This is a genomic window from Streptomyces adelaidensis (assembly GCF_016598475.1).
In the GTDB taxonomy this organism is placed as follows: Bacteria; Actinomycetota; Actinomycetes; order Streptomycetales; family Streptomycetaceae; genus Streptomyces; species Streptomyces adelaidensis.
The window spans coordinates 17733-37442 of sequence record NZ_JAEMUX010000045.1 but is presented as its reverse complement, the minus strand read 5'-3'; the positions used below and the strand labels follow the sequence as shown (position 1 = coordinate 37442).

At 71.9% G+C, this 19710-nt stretch carries 19 protein-coding genes; 7 read left to right on the top strand and 12 right to left on the bottom strand.

The features are described 5' to 3' along the window. Nucleotides 1-19: 19 nt before the first annotated feature. Together I8N67_RS24500 and I8N67_RS24495 are read left to right on the top strand one after the other, a co-directional pair. Nucleotides 20-1270: a YncE family protein gene (locus tag I8N67_RS24500; protein ID WP_307835355.1), complete on the top strand. Its 1251-nt coding sequence runs from the start codon at nucleotides 20-22 to the stop codon at nucleotides 1268-1270. A gap of 98 nt (nucleotides 1271-1368) precedes the next feature. Next, a complete protein-coding gene (locus I8N67_RS24495; RefSeq protein ID WP_200305540.1) occupies nucleotides 1369-1974 on the top strand; it encodes an ADP-ribosyltransferase in 606 nt (201 codons plus the stop codon). Nucleotides 1975-1984: 10 nt separating this feature from the next. On the opposite strand, the gene I8N67_RS24490 is transcribed toward I8N67_RS24495, so the two are convergent. Then, on the bottom strand, nucleotides 1985-2626 hold the full coding sequence (locus I8N67_RS24490) for a GNAT family N-acetyltransferase (RefSeq protein ID WP_200305539.1): 642 nt from the start codon (nucleotides 2624-2626) through the stop codon (nucleotides 1985-1987). A 57-nt stretch (nucleotides 2627-2683) separates the two neighbouring features. On the opposite strand from I8N67_RS24490, the gene I8N67_RS24485 reads away from it, so the two are divergent. The 3 genes from I8N67_RS24485 (at nucleotide 2684) to I8N67_RS24475 (ending at nucleotide 4774) form a co-directional block, all read left to right on the top strand. Further along, nucleotides 2684-3598: a MerR family transcriptional regulator gene (locus I8N67_RS24485; protein ID WP_200305537.1), complete on the top strand. Its 915-nt coding sequence runs from the start codon at nucleotides 2684-2686 to the stop codon at nucleotides 3596-3598. 72 nt (nucleotides 3599-3670) lie between these two features. Further along, nucleotides 3671-3883, top strand: a complete 213-nt coding sequence (locus I8N67_RS24480; protein ID WP_200305535.1) for an EF-hand domain-containing protein — start codon at nucleotides 3671-3673, stop codon at nucleotides 3881-3883. 171 nt (nucleotides 3884-4054) lie between these two features. Beyond that, the gene (locus I8N67_RS24475) at nucleotides 4055-4774 is read left to right on the top strand and encodes an NADPH-dependent F420 reductase (RefSeq protein ID WP_267912822.1); all 720 of its coding nucleotides are present in this window, start codon (nucleotides 4055-4057) and stop codon (nucleotides 4772-4774) included. A 139-nt stretch (nucleotides 4775-4913) separates the two neighbouring features. Here the strand turns inward: I8N67_RS24475 and I8N67_RS24470 are convergent, their stop codons facing one another. The 11 genes from I8N67_RS24470 to I8N67_RS43930 form a co-directional block, all read right to left on the bottom strand. Beyond that, the gene (locus I8N67_RS24470; RefSeq protein WP_200305594.1) at nucleotides 4914-5468 is read right to left on the bottom strand and encodes a glycoside hydrolase family 25 protein; all 555 of its coding nucleotides are present in this window, start codon (nucleotides 5466-5468) and stop codon (nucleotides 4914-4916) included. Between the two features lie 25 nt (nucleotides 5469-5493). Continuing rightward, nucleotides 5494-6717 (bottom strand): McrC family protein, encoded by a 1224-nt coding sequence (locus I8N67_RS24465; RefSeq protein ID WP_307835353.1) that lies wholly within the window; start codon nucleotides 6715-6717, stop codon nucleotides 5494-5496. Further along, a complete protein-coding gene (locus tag I8N67_RS44295) occupies nucleotides 6714-8894 on the bottom strand; it encodes an McrB family protein (RefSeq protein WP_200305531.1) in 2181 nt (726 codons plus the stop codon). The genes I8N67_RS24465 and I8N67_RS44295 overlap by 4 nt, the downstream gene beginning before the upstream one ends. Before the next feature lie 105 nt (nucleotides 8895-8999). After that, on the bottom strand, nucleotides 9000-10379 hold the full coding sequence (locus I8N67_RS24455) for an NADase-type glycan-binding domain-containing protein (protein ID WP_200305529.1): 1380 nt from the start codon (nucleotides 10377-10379) through the stop codon (nucleotides 9000-9002). Further along, nucleotides 10376-10933, bottom strand: coding sequence for a phage tail protein (locus I8N67_RS24450; RefSeq protein ID WP_200305527.1), 558 nt, complete (start codon nucleotides 10931-10933; stop codon nucleotides 10376-10378). Before I8N67_RS24450 ends, I8N67_RS24455 begins: the two co-directional genes overlap by 4 nt. Before the next feature lie 133 nt (nucleotides 10934-11066). Continuing rightward, entirely contained in the window at nucleotides 11067-13025 is a 1959-nt protein-coding gene (locus tag I8N67_RS24445; RefSeq protein WP_200305525.1) for a putative baseplate assembly protein, read from the bottom strand. Continuing rightward, nucleotides 13025-13468, bottom strand: coding sequence for a GPW/gp25 family protein (locus tag I8N67_RS24440; RefSeq protein WP_200305523.1), 444 nt, complete (start codon nucleotides 13466-13468; stop codon nucleotides 13025-13027). The genes I8N67_RS24445 and I8N67_RS24440 overlap by 1 nt, the downstream gene beginning before the upstream one ends. 131 nt (nucleotides 13469-13599) lie before the next feature. Further along, complete coding sequence (locus tag I8N67_RS24435) at nucleotides 13600-15519, bottom strand: VgrG-related protein (protein WP_200305521.1); 1920 nt, start codon at nucleotides 15517-15519, stop codon at nucleotides 13600-13602. Then, nucleotides 15519-16244, bottom strand: a complete 726-nt coding sequence (locus I8N67_RS24430) for a CIS tube protein (protein ID WP_200305519.1) — start codon at nucleotides 16242-16244, stop codon at nucleotides 15519-15521. Before I8N67_RS24430 ends, I8N67_RS24435 begins: the two co-directional genes overlap by 1 nt. A 16-nt stretch (nucleotides 16245-16260) precedes the next feature. After that, the gene (locus I8N67_RS24425) at nucleotides 16261-16686 is read right to left on the bottom strand and encodes a phage tail protein (protein WP_200305517.1); all 426 of its coding nucleotides are present in this window, start codon (nucleotides 16684-16686) and stop codon (nucleotides 16261-16263) included. Between the two features lie 93 nt (nucleotides 16687-16779). Then, the gene (locus I8N67_RS43930) at nucleotides 16780-17661 is read right to left on the bottom strand and encodes an extensin (RefSeq protein WP_200305515.1); all 882 of its coding nucleotides are present in this window, start codon (nucleotides 17659-17661) and stop codon (nucleotides 16780-16782) included. Between the two features lie 169 nt (nucleotides 17662-17830). Between I8N67_RS43930 and I8N67_RS24415 the strand changes: the two genes are divergently transcribed. Together I8N67_RS24415 and I8N67_RS24410 are read left to right on the top strand one after the other, a co-directional pair. Further along, nucleotides 17831-18097, top strand: coding sequence for a hypothetical protein (locus I8N67_RS24415; protein ID WP_200305513.1), 267 nt, complete (start codon nucleotides 17831-17833; stop codon nucleotides 18095-18097). Between the two features lie 366 nt (nucleotides 18098-18463). Beyond that, nucleotides 18464-19663, top strand: coding sequence for a hypothetical protein (locus tag I8N67_RS24410; protein ID WP_200305511.1), 1200 nt, complete (start codon nucleotides 18464-18466; stop codon nucleotides 19661-19663). Nucleotides 19664-19710 lie beyond the last annotated feature (47 nt).

The following is a 19710-nucleotide window of genomic DNA, read 5'->3' as shown; positions in this document are numbered from 1 at the left end:
ATCCCTATAAATGGTGCGCGTGACCACGCCCCCCATCCTCATCCCGCGCGCCGCCAGGCAGCGCGACCTCGTGCAGCGCACTCTTCTCGCGGTCGCCGTTCTCGCGGCCGTGGCCGCGTGCGGTGCCGAGACCAAGGAACAGGCCGAGCGGGCCCGTGCCTCGCAGGCCGCGGCCGAGGCCGCGGAGACCGCCGAGCGGAAGAAGAAACAGCGGGCGGCCCAAGCGGTCCAAGGCGTCCAGGGACTGCACGGCATGCCGCCCGTGCTGGACCCCAAGGACGTCTACGCCGCCGACCGCCCGAACCGGCTCTCCCCGGTGGTCAAGGACTTCCCGCCCCGCGTGTACGTCCCCAACAGCGAGTCCGACACCGTCTCCGTCATCGACCCGAAGACGTACGAGATCATCGAGACGATCCCGGTGGGCCGCCAGCCGCAGCACGTCGTGCCCTCCTGGGACATGAAGACCCTGTGGGTCAACAACAACCGGGGCCACACCCTCACCCCCATCGACCCCAGCACCGGGAAGGCGGGCAAGCCGGTCGACGTGCACGACCCGTACAACCTCTACTTCACCCCCAACGGCAAGTACGCCGTCGTCATGGCCTCCCTCGACCGCGAACTCGTCTTCCGCGACCCGCACACCATGAAACGCGTCAAGACCGAACCCGTCACCTGCTACGGCGTCAACCACGCCGACTTCTCGGCCGACGGCACGTACTTCATCGTGTCCTGCGAGTTCAGCGGCGAGCTGCTGAAGGTCGACACCGCGAAGATGAAGGTCATCGGGCAGCAGAAACTGCCCTTCGACGGGGCCATGCCGCAGGACGTGAAGATCTCACCCGACGGCAAACGCTTCTACATCGCCGACATGATGGCCGACGGCATGTGGGTCCTCGACGGCGACAAGTTCGACGAGCCGGAACTCCTGCCCACGGGCAAGGGCACCCACGGCCTGTACGTCGGCCGCGACTCCCGCGAGATGTACGTCTCCAACCGGGGCGAGGGCACCGTGTCGGTCTTCGACTTCACCAAGAACAAGCTCACCAAGAAATGGCACCTGCCCGACGGCGGCAGCCCCGACATGGGCGGTGTCTCCGCCGACGGCAAGGTCCTGTGGCTCTCCGGCCGCTACGACTCCGAGGTGTACGCCATCGACACCCGCACCGGGAAACAGCGCGCCCGCATCCCCGTCGGCAGCGGCCCGCACGGCCTCGCGGTCTATCCGCAGCCGGGCCGCTACTCGCTCGGTCACACCGGTATCTTCCGCTGACGCCCGGTCATCTCCCGTCGGCAACCGCGCGGGTGGACACGCCGCCGTACGGGTGATGGTCCACGGCCCGGCGTCGCACAGCCGAGATCGTGCTCCCCATGATCACAACTCGTCTGCGGCGCCGGGCCGCCGCCGTCGTCCTGTCCCTCTCCGCCGTTCTCACCACCTCCGCCGCGACCACTCCGGCGCAGACCCCGGCGCCGGCCAAGGCCGCCGCTCCCGCCTGTCCCCAGTTCGAGGACAAGGTCCACGCCGCCGTCGACCGCCGCGTGGACGTCGACCGCATCACCCCCGACCCGGTCTGGCGCGAGACCTGCGGCACCCTCTACCGTAGCGACAGCCGGGGCCCGGCGATCGTCTTCGAGCAGGGCTTCCACCCCAGGGACGTCATCGACGGGCAGTACGACATCGAGCAGTACGTCCTGGTCAACCAGCCCTCGCCGTACGTCTCCACGACGTACGACCACGACCTGTACAAGACCTGGTACAAGTCCGGCTTCAACTACTACATCGACGCCCCCGGCGGCGTGGACGTCAACAGGACCATCGGCGACACCCACAGGTGGGCCGACCAGGTCGAGGTCGCCTTCCCCGGCGGCATCGCACGGCAGTACGTCATCGGCGTCTGCCCGGTCGACAAGAAGACCAAGACCGAGAAGATGAGCGAGTGCGAGAGCAACCCGCACTACGAGCCCTGGCACTGACGCCCCCGCACTACCGGGCGCTGAGCAGCACCTCCGAGCCCACCGGCAGATAACCCGCCGCCTGGAACGCCCGCATACTGCGGGCGTTCCCCGCCGACACCTGGGCCCACACCGGCTCGCCCCCGCTCAACCGCCGTGCCGCGTGCACCAGTTCACGGCCGAGCCCTCGGTGCCGTACGTCCTCCGCGACCTCGACCGCGACCTCGAGGCGCCCCGCGACCCCGCGCCCCAGGACCAGCAGGCCGCCGCCCTCCTGCGCCGTCCAGACCCGCACGTCGTCGCGGCGCCCGCGGGAAGTCCCGACCCGTGGATGCGCCGGGTCGTCGATCTCCGTCAGGGCGAGCGGCGGCTCGCCCGGCAGCGGGGAACCCACCGTCAGCACGTCGATCGTGTCGGTACGGCGTCCGGTGCGGTCCATGAGCGCGGTGAGGAACCGGGCGTTCATGGTCGCCGCGAGAGCGTCGCAGTCCACGGCCCGCAAGGCCTCGTCCACCCACTCCGGGTCCTCGTCCGTGAAGACGACCGAGTGCGCGGTGAAGGCGAGGACGCCCGCGTCACGGGGGGACGGCTGGGGGACGACGGTCGTGCGGCCGTCCGGCGGCGGAAAGACACCGAGGGCCGCCGCGTCGAGAATCTCCCGCAGAGTCTCCAATTCCCCACCACCGTGCTTCTTGAGTCTCCACCCACTGGAAGGCCCACACTCGCAGACATGATCGAGAACGGCACCGGCCTTTTCACCATCGGGCAGCTCGCCCGGGGCTCCGGCCTGTCCGTCCGCACCATCCGCTACTGGTCCGACGAGGGTGTCCTGCACCCGGTCACCCGGAGCGCGGGCGGCTACCGGCTGTACGACGCCGAGTCGATGGCCCGGCTCGAACTCATCCGCACCCTGCGGGAGCTGGGCCTCGGCCTGGACCACGTACGCCGGGTGCTGGCGGGCGAGACGACCGTCGCGGAGGTCGCGGCCGCCCACGTGGCCGCGCTGGACGCGCAGATCAGGGCGCTGAAGGTGACCCGGGCGGTGCTGTCCACTGTGGCGCGACGCGGCTCGACCGCGGAGGAGACGACACTGATGAACAAGTTGGCGCGCCTGTCGGCCGCCGAACGGAAACGGATCATCGACGACTTCCTGGAGGAGACCTTCGGCGGCCTCGACACCGCGGACCCCGACATCCGTACCCGACTGCGGTTCAGCCTCGGCGATCTGCCCGAGGACCCCACACCCGAGCAGGTGGACGCCTGGGTGGAGCTGGCCGAGCTGATCCAGGACCCCGGGTTCCGGGTGCGGATGCGGCAGACGGTCGAGTTCAACGCGGCGGACCGGGGGCCGCACGTGCTGGCGGGCACCTCGCTGTGGTTCATGAGCCGTCTGGTGGGGCTGGCGGGCGAGGCGCTGCGGGAGGGCGTCGACCCCGCGTCGCCCCGCGCCGAGGAGGTGCTGGTCGCAATGGTCGGCAACGCCGACCGGGCCGCCGTACTGGAGCGTATGGAGTCGGCGTCGCACACCGAGCTGGCCCGTTTCCGGGAGTTGGCCGCGCTGGTGCGTGGCGTGGAGCCGCTGTCCGCGCACGCGGAGGAGTTCGCGTGGGTGGTCGCCGCACTCCGGGCTCACGTGGCCGGTTAATCTGACCTGCGTCAGTAGGACTGTGAGCAGGGCTGCCTGAGAGACGGCAGAGCACCAAGGAGGGGCGGATCGGTGGCGGACATCGAGGTAGCACGCAAGGAGTTCAAGCGGATCGATGCGGACGGTGACGGGTTCATCACCGCTGCCGAGTTCAAGACCGCCCTGGCCCAGGAAGGCGACTGGAACGTCACCGAGTCCGTGGCGGAGGTCCTGATCTCCGCCCGCGACCTCGACGGCGACAAGCTTCTGTCGTTCGACGAGTTCTGGGCCCACCTGAACAAGTGAGCCGTGGCCGAGGGGCGCCCCACCGTGCAGTGCGGAGGGGGCGCCCCTTCGCCATGCCGCTTCGCCACGCCTGGGGACCGGAATCCCGGGGACCGGAACAGCGGACGGGACGCCAGGGTTGACGCCACCAAATGCATGCACATGCATTGACTGTGCAAGCTCTTCTGGAACCTGACCCCGAACCCGAACCCGAACCCGACCCCGCAAACTGAAGGACGGCGGCCTCTCATGAAGATCGGCATCATCGGTGCGGGCAACATCGGCGGCAACCTCACGCGTCGCCTCACCGCCCTCGGCCACGACGTCTCGGTGGCCAACTCCAGCGGCCCGCACACCCTCAAGGCCCTGGCCGAGGAGACGGGCGCGACGCCCGTCCCGGTCGAAGAGGCGGCACGCGGCGCCGAGATCGTCGTGGTCGCGGTCCCGCTGAAGGCGGTCCCGGACCTCCCGTCCGGCTTCCTCGACGGCGCGGCGGACGGCGTCGCCGTCCTCGACACCGGCAACTACTACCCCCAGCAGCGCGACGGCCGGATCGCCGCCATCGAGGACGAGGGCCTCACCGAGAGCCGCTGGACCGAACGCCACCTGGGCCACCCCGTCATCAAGGCCTTCAACGGCACCTACGCCCAGGACATCCTCGACCGCCCCCGTCCCGCCGACGCCCCCGACCGCCTCGCCCTCCCCGTCGCCGGCGACGACGAGCCGGCCAAGTCCAAGATCCGCACCCTCATCGACGAACTCGGCTTCGACACGGTCGACGCGGGCGGCCTGGACGACTCCTGGCGCCAGCAGCCGGACACGCCTGTCTACGGGCTGCGCGCCGGAGTCGAGGCCGTGGCGAAGGCCTTGTCGGAGGCGTCGCCGGAGCGCAAGCCGGGGTTCCGGGGCTAGGGCGCTTCTGATGGATCTCCGCGGCGTCGCGACGCCCGGCACGACGAGAGCACGCACCGAACGCCGCTCCTTCTCCCACGGAGATCCATCAGAAGCGCCCTAAGGCGTACCTCCCGGCTGGGCTCCCTCGGGCGGCACGTCAGCCGCCGGCCCACTCCCGCAGCGCGGCCTTGCTCGCGAAGCCGGCCACGTTCTTGTCGAGCGGGTCGTCCGTGTACTGGTGGAAGCGCCACTTGGCCTTGATGCGGGGCTTGCCGGCGGCGACGTAGTCGGCGATCCAGAGGCCGTCGCCGGCGTAGGACGTGGAGTCGAGGTTCAGCCAGAAGTTGCGGTTGCAGTAGAGGACCACCCGGTGACGGGGGCGGAGTTCCTTCACCTTGCGTAGGAAGCGGTCCTTCTCGGCGTTGCTCGCGTGGGTGCCCTCGCCGGTGGTCTCCCAGTCCACGGCGAGGATGTCACCCGCCTTCTCCGGGGCCTTGCCGACGAAGTACTCGGCCTGGGCGGTCAGATTGCCCGGCCAGAGGAAGTGGTAGTAGCCGACGACCAGGCCGGCCTCGCGGGCCGTCCTGGTCTGGGCGGTGAGCTTGGGGTTGGTGTAGGTGCGGCCCTCGGTGGCCTTGATGAAGACGAAGGAGAGGCCGGTGGTCGCGTAGGCGGAGGGCTGGTGGGAGCTGACGTCTATGCCGCGCAGCAGGGGGGGGCTCCGAGGGGTGTGGGGGTCAGGTGGGGGGTGTGCTCGTTGTCGTGTGGGCCAGTTCGGTCATCTTCGCGAGGAGTTCGGCGGGGGGCCGGGTCAGGTCCAGGGCGTGGGCTGTGACCGTGATGCCGGAGCCGCGGATGATGTGGTCCGTCGGGGCGGTGGCCCCGGACGTCGCCGCGTAGATCAGGTGGCCGCTCGGCAGGCCCAGGGCGGTGCAGTAGCCGAGGAGTTGGTAGAGGTGGTCCACGGGTGGGGCCGTGGCGCCGAGGACGGTGTACTTCGCGTCGATCACCGAGACGGGGCGGCCCGCGCGGTACAGGACCAGGTCCGGCCGGAAGGGGACCCGGCCCGCCTCGTCCAGTCGGTGATGGGTCTCCTGGGCCGCGCAGCGGACGCCGTGGCGGGACAGGGCGTCACCGAGTGCCAGTGCGAGGAAGCGCTCGAAGACCTTTGGCATGTCCAGCAGGAAACCGTCCGTGGGGAAGGACGTGCCCCCCTCCGCTTGGATCGACCGGCCGGACAGCAGCAGTTCCGCCAGCTGGAGTGCCCGGGTGTAGCGGGAGTTGAGGCGGCTCGGGGTCCAGGTGGGCAGGGGTGCGCCCGGGTGGAGGAGGCGGACTCCGGGGAGGTGGTCGGAAAGGTGGCGCAGGGTCAGGCGGGTCGGGGCGGGGACGCCCGGCAGGTGGGTGGCGCGATGGAGGGCCGCGAGGAGGATGCGGTTCTCGGCGATGTCCGGGGTGTGGTCGTCGTAGCGGACGGCCACCGGGAGGGGCAGCCCGACGCGGCGGAGTTGGGCCGTCGTGCGGATGCGGCCCCTGATCAGGGGGAGGTCTTCCTCGACCGTGCGGTAGCCGTGCAGGACGCCGGATTCCAGGGTGCGGCGTGTGGTGCGGGCCAGGAGCTCCGCGAGGGCGGGCAGCAGCTCGTCGGTCGTGGCCGCCGTCACCGGCTCGGGGTGCCAGGGGTCCGTGGGGGAGTAGGAGAGCAGGAACAGCAGGTCGCGGATCGGGAGCTTGGGGCGCAGGAGGAGGTCTATCGCGTCGCCTGTCGGGGTGCGCAGGCGGGCGACGCCGACCTTCTGGTTGCCGGCGACGCGCCAGCGGCCGCCGGGGGCCGGGAGCAGGCGTACGAGAGCGGGGGCGCGGAGCAGTCCTGCGACCTGGTCCGGGGTCAGGTCCCGTACGGTGCCGGGCCCGGTCTCGTCGACGGGGAGCCGGAGCGGGGGCGTGAGCACGGCGGTCACGATTCGAGCGCCGCGCGCAGGGAGGCCAGGCCGTACTCCTCCTCGACGTCGACCCCGGTGCCGTACAGCTGGTCCTCCAGCAGCGGCAGGATCTGGGTGCGCCAGACGAGGTCGAGGCCCTCGGGGCGGGCCGCGCCGGGCTTCATCAGGTACGACGGGCCGATGGCGCGGTCGGCGTCGCCGAGACGGGAGTTGAGCTCGTCCAGCAGCCGGGCTGCCGTGTCCGGCAGGCCCCGGGCGCGGAGCCAGCGGGCCAGCAGCCCCTGGACGGGGGCCTTCTCGGGGGAGAGGCGGCGGAAGGCGAAGCGGCGGCGCATCGCCGCGTCGATCAGGGCGATCGAGCGGTCGGCGGTGTTCATCGTGCCGATCAGGAAGACATTGCCGGGCAGATGGAACGGGTCGTGCGGGCTGTACTGGGTGGTGACCGGCTCCTCGCGGTACTCCAGCAGGAAGTACAGCTCACCGAAGACCTTCGCCAGGTTGGCCCGGTTGATCTCGTCGATGATCAGGACGTACGGGTTGGCCGGGTCCTTCCGCGCCCGCTCGGCCAGCAGCTTGAACGGGCCCGGCAGCACGTCGAACACCACCGAGCCGTTCTCGCCGCGTACGGGACGGAAGCCCTCGAAGAAGTCCTCGTAGGTGTAGGAGGGGTGGAACTGGATGAGCTGTACCCGGTCCGGGCCCGCCAGGTGGTCGGCGAGCGCGCGGGCGAGATGCGTCTTGCCGGTGCCGGGCGGGCCGTGCAGCACCAGCTGACATTGGTCCTGGAGCTGCTCGGCGGTCTCCCGCAGCCATTCCAGCGGCATGAGGAGCTCCTCGGCCAACTCCGGTGTGACGGGCGGTAGTTCGAGGGGCTTCGTGACGTCGATGCCGGCGAGTTCCTCGGCGACCACGTCCTCCAGGCCCGCGCGCTCCGCCAACTCGGCCGCCACGCTGCTGATGTCGTACACCGTGGGTGGCAGGGGGAGTCTGGCCCGCACCTTCTCGGGGAGGTCGGCGCGTACGAGGGGGCGCTCGGCGGTGGCCCAGCGCACCGGGCGGCGCCGGGCGTTGTCGAGGCCGTCCGAGAGGTCGTACGACGCGGGGCCCTGGACCGTGCCGACATGCACCTCGTCCGGGGTGACGGTGACGACGAGGTCGCCGGGCTGTATGACGGTGAGGAAGACGTGCAGCTGGTAGGCGGCGGCCGCGCGCAGCTGGGCGCTCGCCTCGGGCAGGGCCTCGGCGACGGCCCGTTGGATGTCCGGTTTGGTGGCTCCGGCGGGGATCTTTGGAGCCTCGCGCCAGGAGACCGAGCAGTAACCCTGGCTGATCCAGGCCGGGATGAAGTTCTGTCCGTCGACGTTGTGGCCACGGACCAGCCAGCCGCGTTGCTCGTGCTGGACGGCTCCCTTGCGCCAGCGGCCGACCCAGGGTTCGTCGTAGAAGTCGACGGGCGCGCCGGTCTGGGCTTCGAGCGACCTGTTGAGGGCCAGCAGGTCTCTGTCGTCGTTGCCGGTGGGGTCGTCGGGGAGTTCGTCCGTGAACGCCTGAAGGATCTGGTGTTTGTGGTGGGCGCTGGCGATGGGCTGGAAGGCGTCGGGGAAGAGGGCGTAGAGAAGTACGTGGATCTGGGCGCGGCCCTTTTTGTGGCCCACCGCGTCCTGGATGTCGAAGCAGAGGTCCCGGAAACGCCAGGGGTCGTTGATACGGGCTTCTCGGTCCCGGTGGTCCGTTCCGGCCAGTCGCTCCACCAGGAGGACCAGGATCTGGAATTGGGCCCAGCGGTAGTTCAGGAAGCCTTGGCCGCCGTGGAGGAAGCCCTTGAGGCCCGCTTCCAGGCTCTCGGGCACCGCGATCGGCCGGTCGGCCCAGGACAGCACCTCGCGGAGGATCTGGAGTTTCTTCGGCAGGCCGATCTGCTCAGGTACCAGCGGGGCCATGTTCACGAAGAGCAGCTCGGCCGCGAGCGCGATCGTCTCGTCGGGGGCCCCGGCGAGCTGGCGGCGCAGTTTGACCAGGAAGGTGTCCGACGACTCGTCGGGCCGGTCGACGAAGCGGGCGCGCAGATCGGAGGCGGTCCCGGCGGTCCAGGCCTCCAGATCCGGTGCGAACGCGGACCTCCCGGTCAGCAGTCCGTCTCGGAAGATCCGCTGCACCGCCGCCACCACATCGGCGCTGTCCGGCCGTCTCGCCACAGTCCCACCCGCCCCTCGCGCGTTCGAAGTGCCCACCCTAGAAGGGGGGTGGGCACTCGTCACGACGAGGGACGGCCGGATGCGCCGGGCCCGTTCAAGGAGTTGCTAGCTGTTGCTGTTGGAGCGGCCGAAGAACTCGATCTCGGCGATGGCTATCTGCTTCTTGGCGTCGGCGCCGTAGGCGGAGCGGACGGTGAAGCGGACGGCGACGGCGTCGGCCACGCGGAATTTGCGGCGTTGGCCGCCGGCGGCCTGGTCGAGGGTGATGATCTTGGTGGAGGTGGAGCTGTCGGCTGCGGTGATCCTGGCCTCGATGCGCTGGGGGAGGGCCGACTGGGTGAGCTGGTCCACCTTGGTCGAGACGCCGGAGGTGATGATCACGTCGAGCAGGCGGGTCGGCTGTTCGAAGCGGGCCTCCACCCACTCACCCTCGCCGGACTGCGTGACACCCGGACCCCACCAGGTGTTGTTGTGCTTGTCGAAGGCCATCCCCGGGCCGTGGGCGGGGAACGAGCGGGACGCCTTGAAGCTGTTCGGGCCGACCGGGGCGCGCTTGGCGAAGTGGTCGCGGGTCGCCTGGTAGCCGTCGTCGGCGTACAGGGCGAGGGTGACGATCAGAGCCAGTACGAGGGCGCCGACCAGCCAGTTCAGGATGTGGCCGAAGCCCCGGCGCAGCCGGGGGCGGTCGCCCGCCCACGGGGTCGCCGAGTTGCGGGAGTCCAGCATCCGGCGCCACCACGGCAGCCGCGCCGGGGCCTGAGGGCGGCCGGCCATCGGCATGGCACAGCGCCCGCAGAAGTGCCGGTCCGGCCGCGTCGGAGTGCCACACCACGGGCACGGTATGCCGCCCTCCGTGCCGAACTCCGGGCCGGGGGCGCGGACTTGGGGTCGCTGCACATCGGGGCGGCCGGGCAGCACGGGCGCGACGGGCGGCTCCGCCGGAGCGCGGGGTTCGGGGTCGGCGACCGGTACCAGGAGGGACCTCGCCCGGTCGGAGGCCTCGGAAGAGGAAGAGGAAGGGGAGGGTGAGGGCGAGGGGGTGGTGTGGGTCGGGAGGGGGGTCGTGTCGGCCTCGGCGTCCTGCGAGGCCGGGGGAGCCGGGGTGGCCGGTTCCGGGGCGGCGGGCGGCGGTGTGTCCGTGCGGACCGCCGTGGCACCTGCCGGGGTCGCCGGGGCCGGGTCGTGGCCCGTGCGGGCCGTGCCCGTGCCCGAGCCCGGGAGGGCGAAGGCGTCCCAGCCAGGCGTACGGCCCTCCGCCCTCGGGTGGGCGGAGGCCGGGGCCGGGTCCGCCGTACGGTCCGGCGCTTCGGTCCGCGCGCGCCCGGCGTCCGTGCGGGCGGCGGAGTCGGCCGCCGGCCGGTCCGGGGCGCCGGACCAGCCGAGTACCGCGCCGCAGGCGTCGCAGAACGACTGGCCGGGCTCCCCGCGGGTTCCGCATTCGGCGCAGCTCTGGGCCTGGCCGGTGCCGGGGGTCTGGCTGGTCATCTCTCGGGGATCCTTTCGGCGGCGGTCACCTTGACCGTGTAGGGCATGTGGGCGGGGCGGGCGGCGGCCACCAGGCTGTCCAGCCGGTGTTCGTCCGCCGGGGTGGGGTCGGGCAGGCGCACGGTCACGTGCAGCCGGGGGCGTTGTTCGCCGGGGACCGGGCCGAGCGGACGCGCGTCCCAGGCGGCGGCGCCGCTCTCGGTGATCTCCGGGGTCACACCGAAGACCAGGCGTACCGCCTCCGACAGGCCGCGCCGGGTGCCGCGTACGCGGTGCAGGTACGCGGCGGCGGCGACCGCGGCGCGCAGCCGGGCCTCCGGCTCGGTGCCGTCGGTCTCGGCGCCTACCCAGCCGGCGAGCCACTGGGTGAAGTCCAGGGGCGCGAGTGACGGGGTGAAGTAGGAGTCCAGACAGTCGAGGACGGAGAGGATCGGGGCGAGTACGTCGTCCAGGCCGCCTACGAAGCGTTGGGCGAGGTCGTCGTCGGCGAAGACGGCGGGGAGCATCTGGCCGATGGGGGCGGAGGAGGCCAGGCCGTCTATGGAGCCCCTCATGTGTGGTTGCCTCTCGGTGACGCGCGTAGTAGCTCGGGGGGATGCGTTGTGTGGCGGGTGCGGCGCCATCGTGGTTGCTCGCGTCCGCGCGGCGGAGCCGCATATGTCACAGCCCCGCGCCCCTTCGGGGCGCTCACGGCTTGTCGCCGATCACGCGGACCCGGTGGTCGAAGGAGAAGACCAGGGACGGGGGGGAGAGGTCGATGCGGTTGGTGGCGTCGCCGCGTTTGCCGGTGAGCGGGTCGGCGGGGTGGAGCTGGACCTCGTCGACGAGTTCGACGCCGGGGACGCGCTGGAGGACGGCGAAGACCTCGCCGGACTGGACGGGACGGCCGAAGGGCCAGCCCCGGCCGTCGGCGCCGCCGGTCAGCGGGTCGAGGTGGCGGTAGAGCGCGTCGTGGGCCTGGCGGCGGACCCGGTCGGTGTCGGTGCCGCGGAAGGCGTGCAGCGTGGCGACGACGGTGACGCCCTGGTAGAAGGGCGGGCCCACGGCCAACCGGGTGCCGATCAGGCGGCGTTCGTCCAGGTGCCGGGTGATGCGGCGCAACAGGGCGTCGCCGGGGACCAGTTGCTCGAAACGCAGCCGGCCGCCGGGGTCCGGGACGGCCTGCGGGACCACCAGTACCCGTACCGCGTACGCCCCGTGCTCGCCCTCCTCGCCCTCAAGGCAGGTGATGCGGGCGGTCTCGGGGGCCGCGCGGCGGGCGAGTTCCTCGTAGTCGCGCAGGGTCACCGCGCGTTCCTGGGCGCGCAGGGTGATGGGCGCCCGGACCTTCGCCTCCTCCACGGTCTCGGCGTCGACACCGCCGCGCGCGGCCTCGCGGTTGACGACCTCGGAGACGTACGGGATCGAGGTGCGCAGCACCCGGATGGCGCCGCGGGCGACGTTGCCGGCCCGGCCGCCGCCGGTGCGGTAGCGGACGGCGCGGATGACGGAGCCCTTGGCGGCGACGGCCCCGTACTGGCGCAGGGTGCCGTCGGGCTCCCGTACCGCCGGGCCGAAGGCGATCTCGCCGGTGGCCGCGTCGAGGGTGATGTGCCGGTCGTAGGAGGTGGACGCGGAGAACGACGGGACGACGTCCCAGCCGGTCCAGCCGTCGTGCTCGGCGCTCTGCAGGAGGACGGGCGGGGTGTCGCCCACCACGGGGAAGTGGGCGAGGCGCAGCCGCTGTCCGGGCAGGCCGGTGGACTCGCCGAGCGCCTCGTCGTACACGGTCTCGGCGTTGACGACGGCGGTGGTGCCGCCGACGGTGAAGGCGTCGACGGCGCGGACGGTCGGCGAGGTGGTGTAGAAGGGCTGGCCGGGGAGGGGATCGGTGACCCGGCAGCGCAGCCAGCCGGCCTCCTGGCCGCCGGTGCGTGACAGGGTGTGCCCGCCGGGGATGTGCAGGACCACCGCGCCCGGCCGGTTCAGGCCGCCCGTGCCGTCCCGGTCGACCTCGCAGGAGGTCCAGCCGTCCTCGGTCCACGCCTCCCAGACCAGCGGCGGCTGCCGCGGGTCCACGCCGACGCCGTCGACCCGGCTGTCCAGCTCCAGCGCGACCGCGCAGTGCGGCACGGCGGCGGTCAGGCCGAGCAGCATGCAGTCGCCGGGCCGGGGGGCCTCGGCGAAGCACATCAGGTCCTTGCCCTCGGCGAGGTCGGTGGTCAGGTCGGCGACCGGCTCACCGCTGCGCTGCACGACGAGATACCGCAACTCGCAGGGCACGACGCTCAGTTCGCGCTCGGTGGCGAAGACGACCGCCTCCTCGCTCTCGGTGCGCACGGTGGCGACCTCGGTGCCGACGGGCAGCGGCACCGGCTCCTCCTGCGGCGCGGACAGCCAGAACGTGACGTCCGTACGGGCCGCCGAGGGCGGGAACAGGGTGATGCCGACCAGGTCCAGGAACGCCAGATGGTTCTTCTCCGGCACCCGGTTGAGCCGGTAGACGATCTGGTCGGCCATGTGGGCGACCGTTTCCACGAGGGTGACGCCGGGGTCGGAGACGTTGTGGTCGGTCCACTCCGGGGCCCGCTGCTGGATGTAGCGCTTGGCGTCGTCGACGAACTGCTGGAAGCGGCGGTCGTCGAGGTTCGGGGAGGGCAGGGCCATCAGAGGTCGCTTTCAGGACGTTCGGAGCCTTCGGAAGCAAGGTCCGGCTCGTCGTGGGAGGGGATGACGTAGAAGGGGAAGACCAGGCTGCGGGGGTTGTTGGTGCCGCGGATCGCGTAGCGGACGTCGATGAAGAGGACGCCCTGGTCGGCGCCGGCCGTCACGTCGACGTCGGTCACCTCGATGCGCGGCTCCCAGCGGTCGAGGCTCGCGTACACCTCGTGCTGGATACGGCCGGCGGTGGCCTCGTTGACCGGCGCGAACACCAGGTCGTGGATGGCGCAGCCGAACTCCGGGCGCATCGGCCGCTCACCCGGCGCGGTGGCCAGGACGAGCCGGATGGCCTCCTCGACCTCGCGCTCCCCGCTGACCAGGGCGATGCCCCCGGTGGGCCCGATGCGCAGCGGGAACGCCCAGCCGGATCCGACGAACTGCTCGGCCATCGTGGGCCGCCCTCCTTCCTGAAGTACGTGAGTTTCCGAGTACGTGAGTTTCCGAGTACGTGGTGTGCGAAGTGCGTGAGCTGCCGGTGGGCTCCCGGCCGTCATAGGCCGTCAGGGGCCGCCATCGGCCGTCACCCGAACGGATACTTGACCGTGTTGACGAAGAACCCGCCGAAGATGTCGACCTTGACGGCCTTCAGGCCCAACTGGCCCACGGCGTTGATCTGCACGGTCCCGGCCGCGTTGAGCGTCGCCGCGCCGGCCGCGCTGAGGCTGAGCGCACCCAGCGCGCTCACATTGACGGCGCCGCCGAGCGATCTGAGGCTGACCAGCCCCTGACCCTGGAGGTTGAGCGGCCCGCCGCTCCGGATGGTCACGGACCGCAGCGCGCTCAGCGTCAGATCGGTGCCGGCCTTCACGGACACGGAGGTGCCGCCCGTGATGGAGACGGCGCCCTTGCTGTCCACGGTGATCTCGGTCTTCGTCCGGTCCAGGTTGATGATCAGCCGGTCGTTGCCGGTGGCGAGGCGCACGCCCTGCTTGCGCAGGCCGGTCTGCTGGCTGAGCAGGTCCATCCGGTTGCCCTCCCGGTCGGCCACGGTGTGCCGGATCGCCTTCTTGCGGACCGGGTCGTGCAGCCACACGTCCTTCACGGGGGTCGGCTTGTCGACACCGTTGTAGAGACCGCCGATGACGAAGGGGTGGTCGAGCGCGCCCCGGTCGAAGGCGACCAGCACCTCGTCGCCGACGTCCAGCGGGAAGATCCCGCCGCCGCCCTTGCCGCCCATCTGCACGGTCCGCGTCCAGTCGCTGACGTACGCGTCGTCCAGCCACGGGAACTGGAGCTTCACCCGGCCCTGCTTCAGCGGATCCTGTACGTCGGTGACCAGCGCGTTGGCCACACTCGGCAGCCGGGGCGCCGCCGTACCGCCCCCGGACGTCAGCCCGTACAGCGAGCGCCACTGCCGCCCGCTGACGGTCACCCAGGTCTCGTAGTGGCTGCCGTCGCCGAAGGTGTGCCGTACGGAGGTGCAGGTGTACTTGCCCTCGAAGGGGGCGCCCACGTCGGAGAGCGTGATCGGCACACCGGGGCGCAGCAGCGGGTTGCCGCGCACCATGACCTCCAGCTCCGCGAAGGAGGAGGTGATGTCGTCGGCGAGGGAACCGGCGGCGTGCGTGACCTCGCTCTGCAGGTCGTACGGGGTGTCGGTCTCGACCAGCTTGGCGGCCTTGAACGGGTTGGCCGCCTTCTGCGGGGTGGTACCGATGGCGATGCCGGGGTTGGCGACGCTCGCCTTCGCCATCGCGGTGAGCTTCTTCTTCGTCGTGACGTTCCAGCCGCGCGCCTCGACCTTGTCGACCTGGTCGGCGGCGGTGACGGCGGCCCGGCAGCGCAGGATGTCCACCCCGGCCTTCAGCTCATAGGGGCTCTTCTGGCCGGGAGGGCTCGGGGGGGCCGCGCCGGACGCCGGCTTCGGCTTGACGAACTGGAACTTCCCCTTGGCGTCCAGCGACATCACCATCTCGTTCTCGTCGGCGAGCCGAGCCAGGAAGTCCCAGTCCGTCACATTGGACTGGCTGATGAAGTCGTAGACGGTCTTGGTGGACTGCACCTGGCCGATCGGGACGCCGTTCATCCCGGCCAGCTTGCGGGCGATGTCGGCGGCCGTCTGGTTGCGGTACGCCGCCACCCTGCGCACCCGCATCAGCCGGTGGCCCGGGTCGTAGCCGCGGACGACGGTGAAGGTGCCGGTGCCGTCGTAGTCGGTCTCCATACCGGTGACCTCGCCGGTGAACACCGGGCTCGCCGCGCCCTTCCCGCCGGCCACGGGCGAGATGACCACCTTGGAGCCGAACCTGACGTTCAGTTTGCCCAGCAGCAGCCCGTGCGGGTCCCGGAAGGTGAGCCGGAACGCGCCAGGCACCCCGGCCCCGAGGTCGACCCAGCCGCCGACCAGCAGATCGGCGGCGTCGGTCGGCAGTTTCCTGCTGTCGATGGTGACCCGGATGACGTTGGAGAAGGACGGTTTCCCGGCCTGGTTCCCGCCCATCAGTGGCCCACCTCCCCGGCCGCCGGGAGGACGAGTTCGGTGCCGGTGGGCAGGTACGTGGGGTCGTCGATGCCGTTGGCCTCGGCGATCGCCCGCCACGCGGATGCGTTCCCGTACTCCCGCCACGCCAGCGACTGCAGCGAGTCGCCCGCCACGACCCGGTGCACACTCCGCGCGGTGAGCGCGCCCGACGTCGGGTTCTGCCCCTCGGTCCGACTGGGGATCTCGTGCAGCGTCATCCGGCAGGCGGCCCGGATCGGCACACCGGTCGTCCCGAACAGGGAGTACGTGACGTCCACGGAACTGACGTACGCCGTGAAACGGGCCGTCGAGAACGACCCCCACTGGAACACCACCCAGGGCGGTGACGGCTGGTCCGCGGCGAGGCTCTTGGCCGTCACCTCGCAGCACGACAGCAGCGTGTCCACCTTCTTCAGCACCGTGGTGCCGCTCGGCTTGGCGGAGGAGTCGAGGAAGATCTCGACGTTCATCTCCCGGGGATCGGGCCCCATGAACTCCGGCAGCGCGCCGTCACGGACCGCCGCGCTCGTCGTCCGCTTCCACTGGGCGCCCTGGCGCAGTGTCAGTTCGGCCGGGTTGAACTCGAAGTTGAACGTTTTCTTCAGCGCGCCCGGTGTCGTGCTCGTCCCGACCGGCGGCTCGTGGATGGCCAGCGTGGCCCGCACGAGACTCTTGCCCGCGCCGCCCTTGTTGCCCTTCGCCATGTCCTGTCCCCGCCCCTCAGTCCGTGAACCCGTGATGCGTGATCTCCAGGACCTCGGTCGCCACGCTCGGGTTCGCCGGGTCCAGCGACGGGCCCTGCCAGCTCACGGGCAGGACGTCGATCAGCCCCCAGTGCGCCACCTCCGAGCCGTCGGCGCGCAGCGCCGCGATCTGGGCGGTCGGGCGTTTCACCCCCGTCGCCACGGACGAGATCCACGCCGCGACCTTCGCCGTGTCCGGCGTCAGCGGCCGCGTCAGCCGGATGTTCGAGAACGTCACCCGTGACGGGAGCTGCCAGACGAACCCGTTGTTCCCGCCCTCCTGGCGCTGCTCGATCTCCACCGTGGACGACAGCCCTTCACACCCGTTGAAGTAACCGAGGCTTTCGCCGTCGATCGTCAGCGTGAAGAAGATGGTGGAGCCCGGGTCGAGATCGCGGGGCATCGGGGAGGGCCTTTCTGCGGACTGGGGTTGGGGGCGGGGGTGGGCGTGGGGGTGGGGGTGGGGGTGGGGGTGGGGGTGGGGGTGGTGGAGGGCTCAGCGGCGGGGGTCGCGGAGTTTGCCGATTCGTTCGCGGTCGAGGCGTAGCTCGGTGCGGACGAGGCGGGTGATGCGGCCGATGAGTTTGTGGGTCAGCTCGTCGAGCTGGAAGTCGGTGAGGGAGCGGGGGTCGAACTGGTCTTTGGGGGGTGCGGTGTCTCGGGGCGAGGCGGCCGTCGGTGTGGTGGGTGTGGTCGGTGTGCTTGTGCGGTGGGTTGTGGTGGCTGTGTCGGGGGAGACGGCCGTGGTTGGGGTGGCGGGGGTCGGGTGCAGGGGGGTTCGTGGGGCTCGCTGTACGGGGGCGGGGTCGGGCGCCTTGGGGGCCGGAGCGGGGGTGGGGATGGCCTGGCGCCGGGGGATTACGGGGAGGGGGGAGCCGCTCCGCTTCGGCGGTGCGGGGGCGGCTGCGCTACGGGGCGTGGGAGTGGGCGTGGGCTTGTCGGCCGTGAGGCGTTGTACGGCGGGGGCGGCGCCCGGTGAGGAGGGGCGGCGCAGGGGTGCGGCGGCGGGGGGCGCCGGGCGCCGGGCGGTGGGGGGCAGCGCTGAGGTGAGGGCGCGGGTGGGGGTCAGGGGGCGCGTGGGTGCGACGGCTGGGGGTGTCAGGCGTACGGGCTGGGGCTGGGCTGCCGGCGCGGGGTCGGTCTTTGCCGGGTACGCCGTCGTCGCGGTGCGCTGCAGGGGAGGGGGGACTGCGCGGCTCGGCGTGCTGGGGGCGGCGCGGCCGGGCAGGGGCTTCGTGTTCTGGGGCGGGGTGGAGAGGGGGGCGCCGAGCAGGGGGCGTTGGCGTGGGGGAGCCGGAGGCGTGGGTCCGGTCGGGTGTGTGGGGGCGGGTGGGGTCGCTGCCCTCGGGTGGGCGGGCGGTGCGGCGGTCGGCGGCACCTTTCCGGGGATTGGGGCACCGAGGCCGATGCGCCTTGCGCCGGGGGCAGCGCTTCGCTGTACGGGGGGCTTGCCCGGGAGGGCCGATGGGGTGACCCGGGGCGTGGGGGTGGGGCGAGCCGTAGGGGTGCTTTGGTCTGCCGCCGGAGGGACGGGCTCCAGTGCCGGGTTGCTGGGGCTGGTCGTCGTGTGGAGGGAGTGGGCGGCGGGGGCGGCGGGGGCGGCAGGGGTGGCCGCCGTTCCGCCGGGGTGCGTCGGTGGTCCGGGTGCTGCGGCTGCGGCTGCCGTACGGCTGGGACCGGTCGTCGCCCGCTGGACGTCGGCCCCTTCGGGTGACGGGGTGCTGGTCGAGCCGGAGCCGGAGCCGGCGTTGGTGGTGCTGGGTGGCGTGTTGCTGGGGTTGATCGACGCACGCTGGATGCCGACCGCCGGGTGACTGGGGCCTGTCGCCCTCGCGTCAGGAGTGCCCGGTGTGGAGCCGGGGCCCGTCGCCGTTGCGCCCGCCCGGTTCGGTGCGTCGCCGCGTCCGGTCGGCGACTGCTGGATGCCGGACGCCGCGTTGCCCGGGGCGGTTGGCGTCCCGCCGGGGGCGATTGGCGCACGTTGGATGCCGGCGGCCGGGTTGTTGGGGCCGGTCGCCCTCGTGGGAGAGCTGCCTGGTGTGGAGAAGCCGGGGCCCGTAGCCGTTGCGCCTGCATGCTTCGGTGCGTCGCTCGGGGCGACCGCCGACATGCCACCGAGGCCGCCGTTCGCGGTCCGGCGGGGGCCAGCGGAGTCAGTGGAGCCAGTGGAGCCATTGGACGTGGCGTCCGGTCCCGTCGCCGTTCCGGCGGGGGCGGCTGTCGTACGACCCGGAGAGGGCGTCGACCTTTGGACGTCGATGCCCGCGCGGCTGAGGTCGGCCGCCGTGGCGCTGGGGCCGGTGGCCGTGCCGCTGACATCCGCCGACGCCCGCTGGACGTCAACTCCCGTGCTGCGGGGGTACGTTGTGGAGGGGCGGAGCCCCGCCACCGTACCGGCGGCTTCGGTCACCGGACCTCCGGCCTCGGCGGACGGACTACCGGAACCGCTGGGAGTCGGGCTGCTGGGCGCGGCCGACGCGCCGACCCGGCCGCTCTCCGTGACGGCGGAGCCGCCACCGGAGTCAGCTGCTCCGGCGGAAGATGTCGTTCCACGCGAGCTGACAGCCCTGCTGACCGGAACGGAACTGCCCGGGCTTCCACCCGAGTTGGCTGGGCCAGATGTCGTACGCCCTGGCGTGGTGCCGCCGCTACTGAGGGCACCCGTTCCGGCGGCTGCTCGGGCCGGACCTGTGCTCGAACTGGCCGGACCCGAGGCCGAACCGGTGGAAGCGGAGCGGGAGTTGGCTGAGCCCGACGTCGTACGTCCCGCTGTGGGGGTGCCGCCGGCGGTGTCGGCGCTGGCGGTTGGGCTGTCCGGGCCGGTGCTTGAGCTGGCGGGGCCTGTGCGTGCGTTGGCTGAGCGGGGTGTCGTACGCCCCGCTGTGGGGGTGCCGCTGGAGGTGTGGGTGCCGGCGGTTGGGCTGATCGGGCCCGTGCTTGAGCTGGCCGGGTCTGGGACTGAACTTCCGGCACTCCTACGTGGGTTGGCTGAGCGTGATGTCGTAGGCCCCGTCGCGGAGCCGCCGCCGGAGGTGCCGGTGCCGGCAGTTGGGCCGACCGGACCCGTGCCCGAACTGGCCGGACCTGCGGCCGAACGGGCAGTACCTGCCCCCGAGTCGGCCGAGCCCGATGCCGTACGCCCCGGTGTGGTGCCGCCCAACGGGGTGTCGGCGCCATGTGTCGTCCCGCGTGGGCTGGCGGCTCTGCTGACCGGAACCGAGTTGGCCGAGCCCGATGCCGAGGGCCCCGGTGTGGTGCCGCCCAACGGGGTGTCGGCGCCATGTGTCGTCCCGCGTGGGCTGGCGGCTCTGCTGACCGGAACGGAATTGGCCGAGCCCGATGCCGGGGGCCTCGGCGTGGTGCCGCTACCGGGGGCATAGGTGTCGGCGGCTGCCCGGACCGGACCTGTGCTCGGATTGGCCGGGCC

Bases quoted from the DNA above. Each gene is read 5' to 3' on its own strand.
- I8N67_RS24450 (WP_200305527.1), bottom strand. From the start codon at position 10,933: ATGAGGGGCTCCATAGACGGCCTGGCCTCCTCCGCCCCCATCGGCCAG.
- I8N67_RS24495 (WP_200305540.1), top strand. From the start codon at position 1,369: ATGATCACAACTCGTCTGCGGCGCCGGGCCGCCGCCGTCGTCCTGTCC.
- I8N67_RS24445 (WP_200305525.1), bottom strand. From the start codon at position 13,025: ATGGCCCTGCCCTCCCCGAACCTCGACGACCGCCGCTTCCAGCAGTTC.
- I8N67_RS24485 (WP_200305537.1), top strand. From the start codon at position 2,684: ATGATCGAGAACGGCACCGGCCTTTTCACCATCGGGCAGCTCGCCCGG.
- I8N67_RS24425 (WP_200305517.1), bottom strand. From the start codon at position 16,686: ATGCCCCGCGATCTCGACCCGGGCTCCACCATCTTCTTCACGCTGACG.
- I8N67_RS24430 (WP_200305519.1), bottom strand. From the start codon at position 16,244: ATGGCGAAGGGCAACAAGGGCGGCGCGGGCAAGAGTCTCGTGCGGGCC.
- I8N67_RS24440 (WP_200305523.1), bottom strand. From the start codon at position 13,468: ATGGCCGAGCAGTTCGTCGGATCCGGCTGGGCGTTCCCGCTGCGCATC.
- I8N67_RS24435 (WP_200305521.1), bottom strand. From the start codon at position 15,519: ATGGGCGGGAACCAGGCCGGGAAACCGTCCTTCTCCAACGTCATCCGG.
- I8N67_RS24455 (WP_200305529.1), bottom strand. From the start codon at position 10,379: ATGACCAGCCAGACCCCCGGCACCGGCCAGGCCCAGAGCTGCGCCGAA.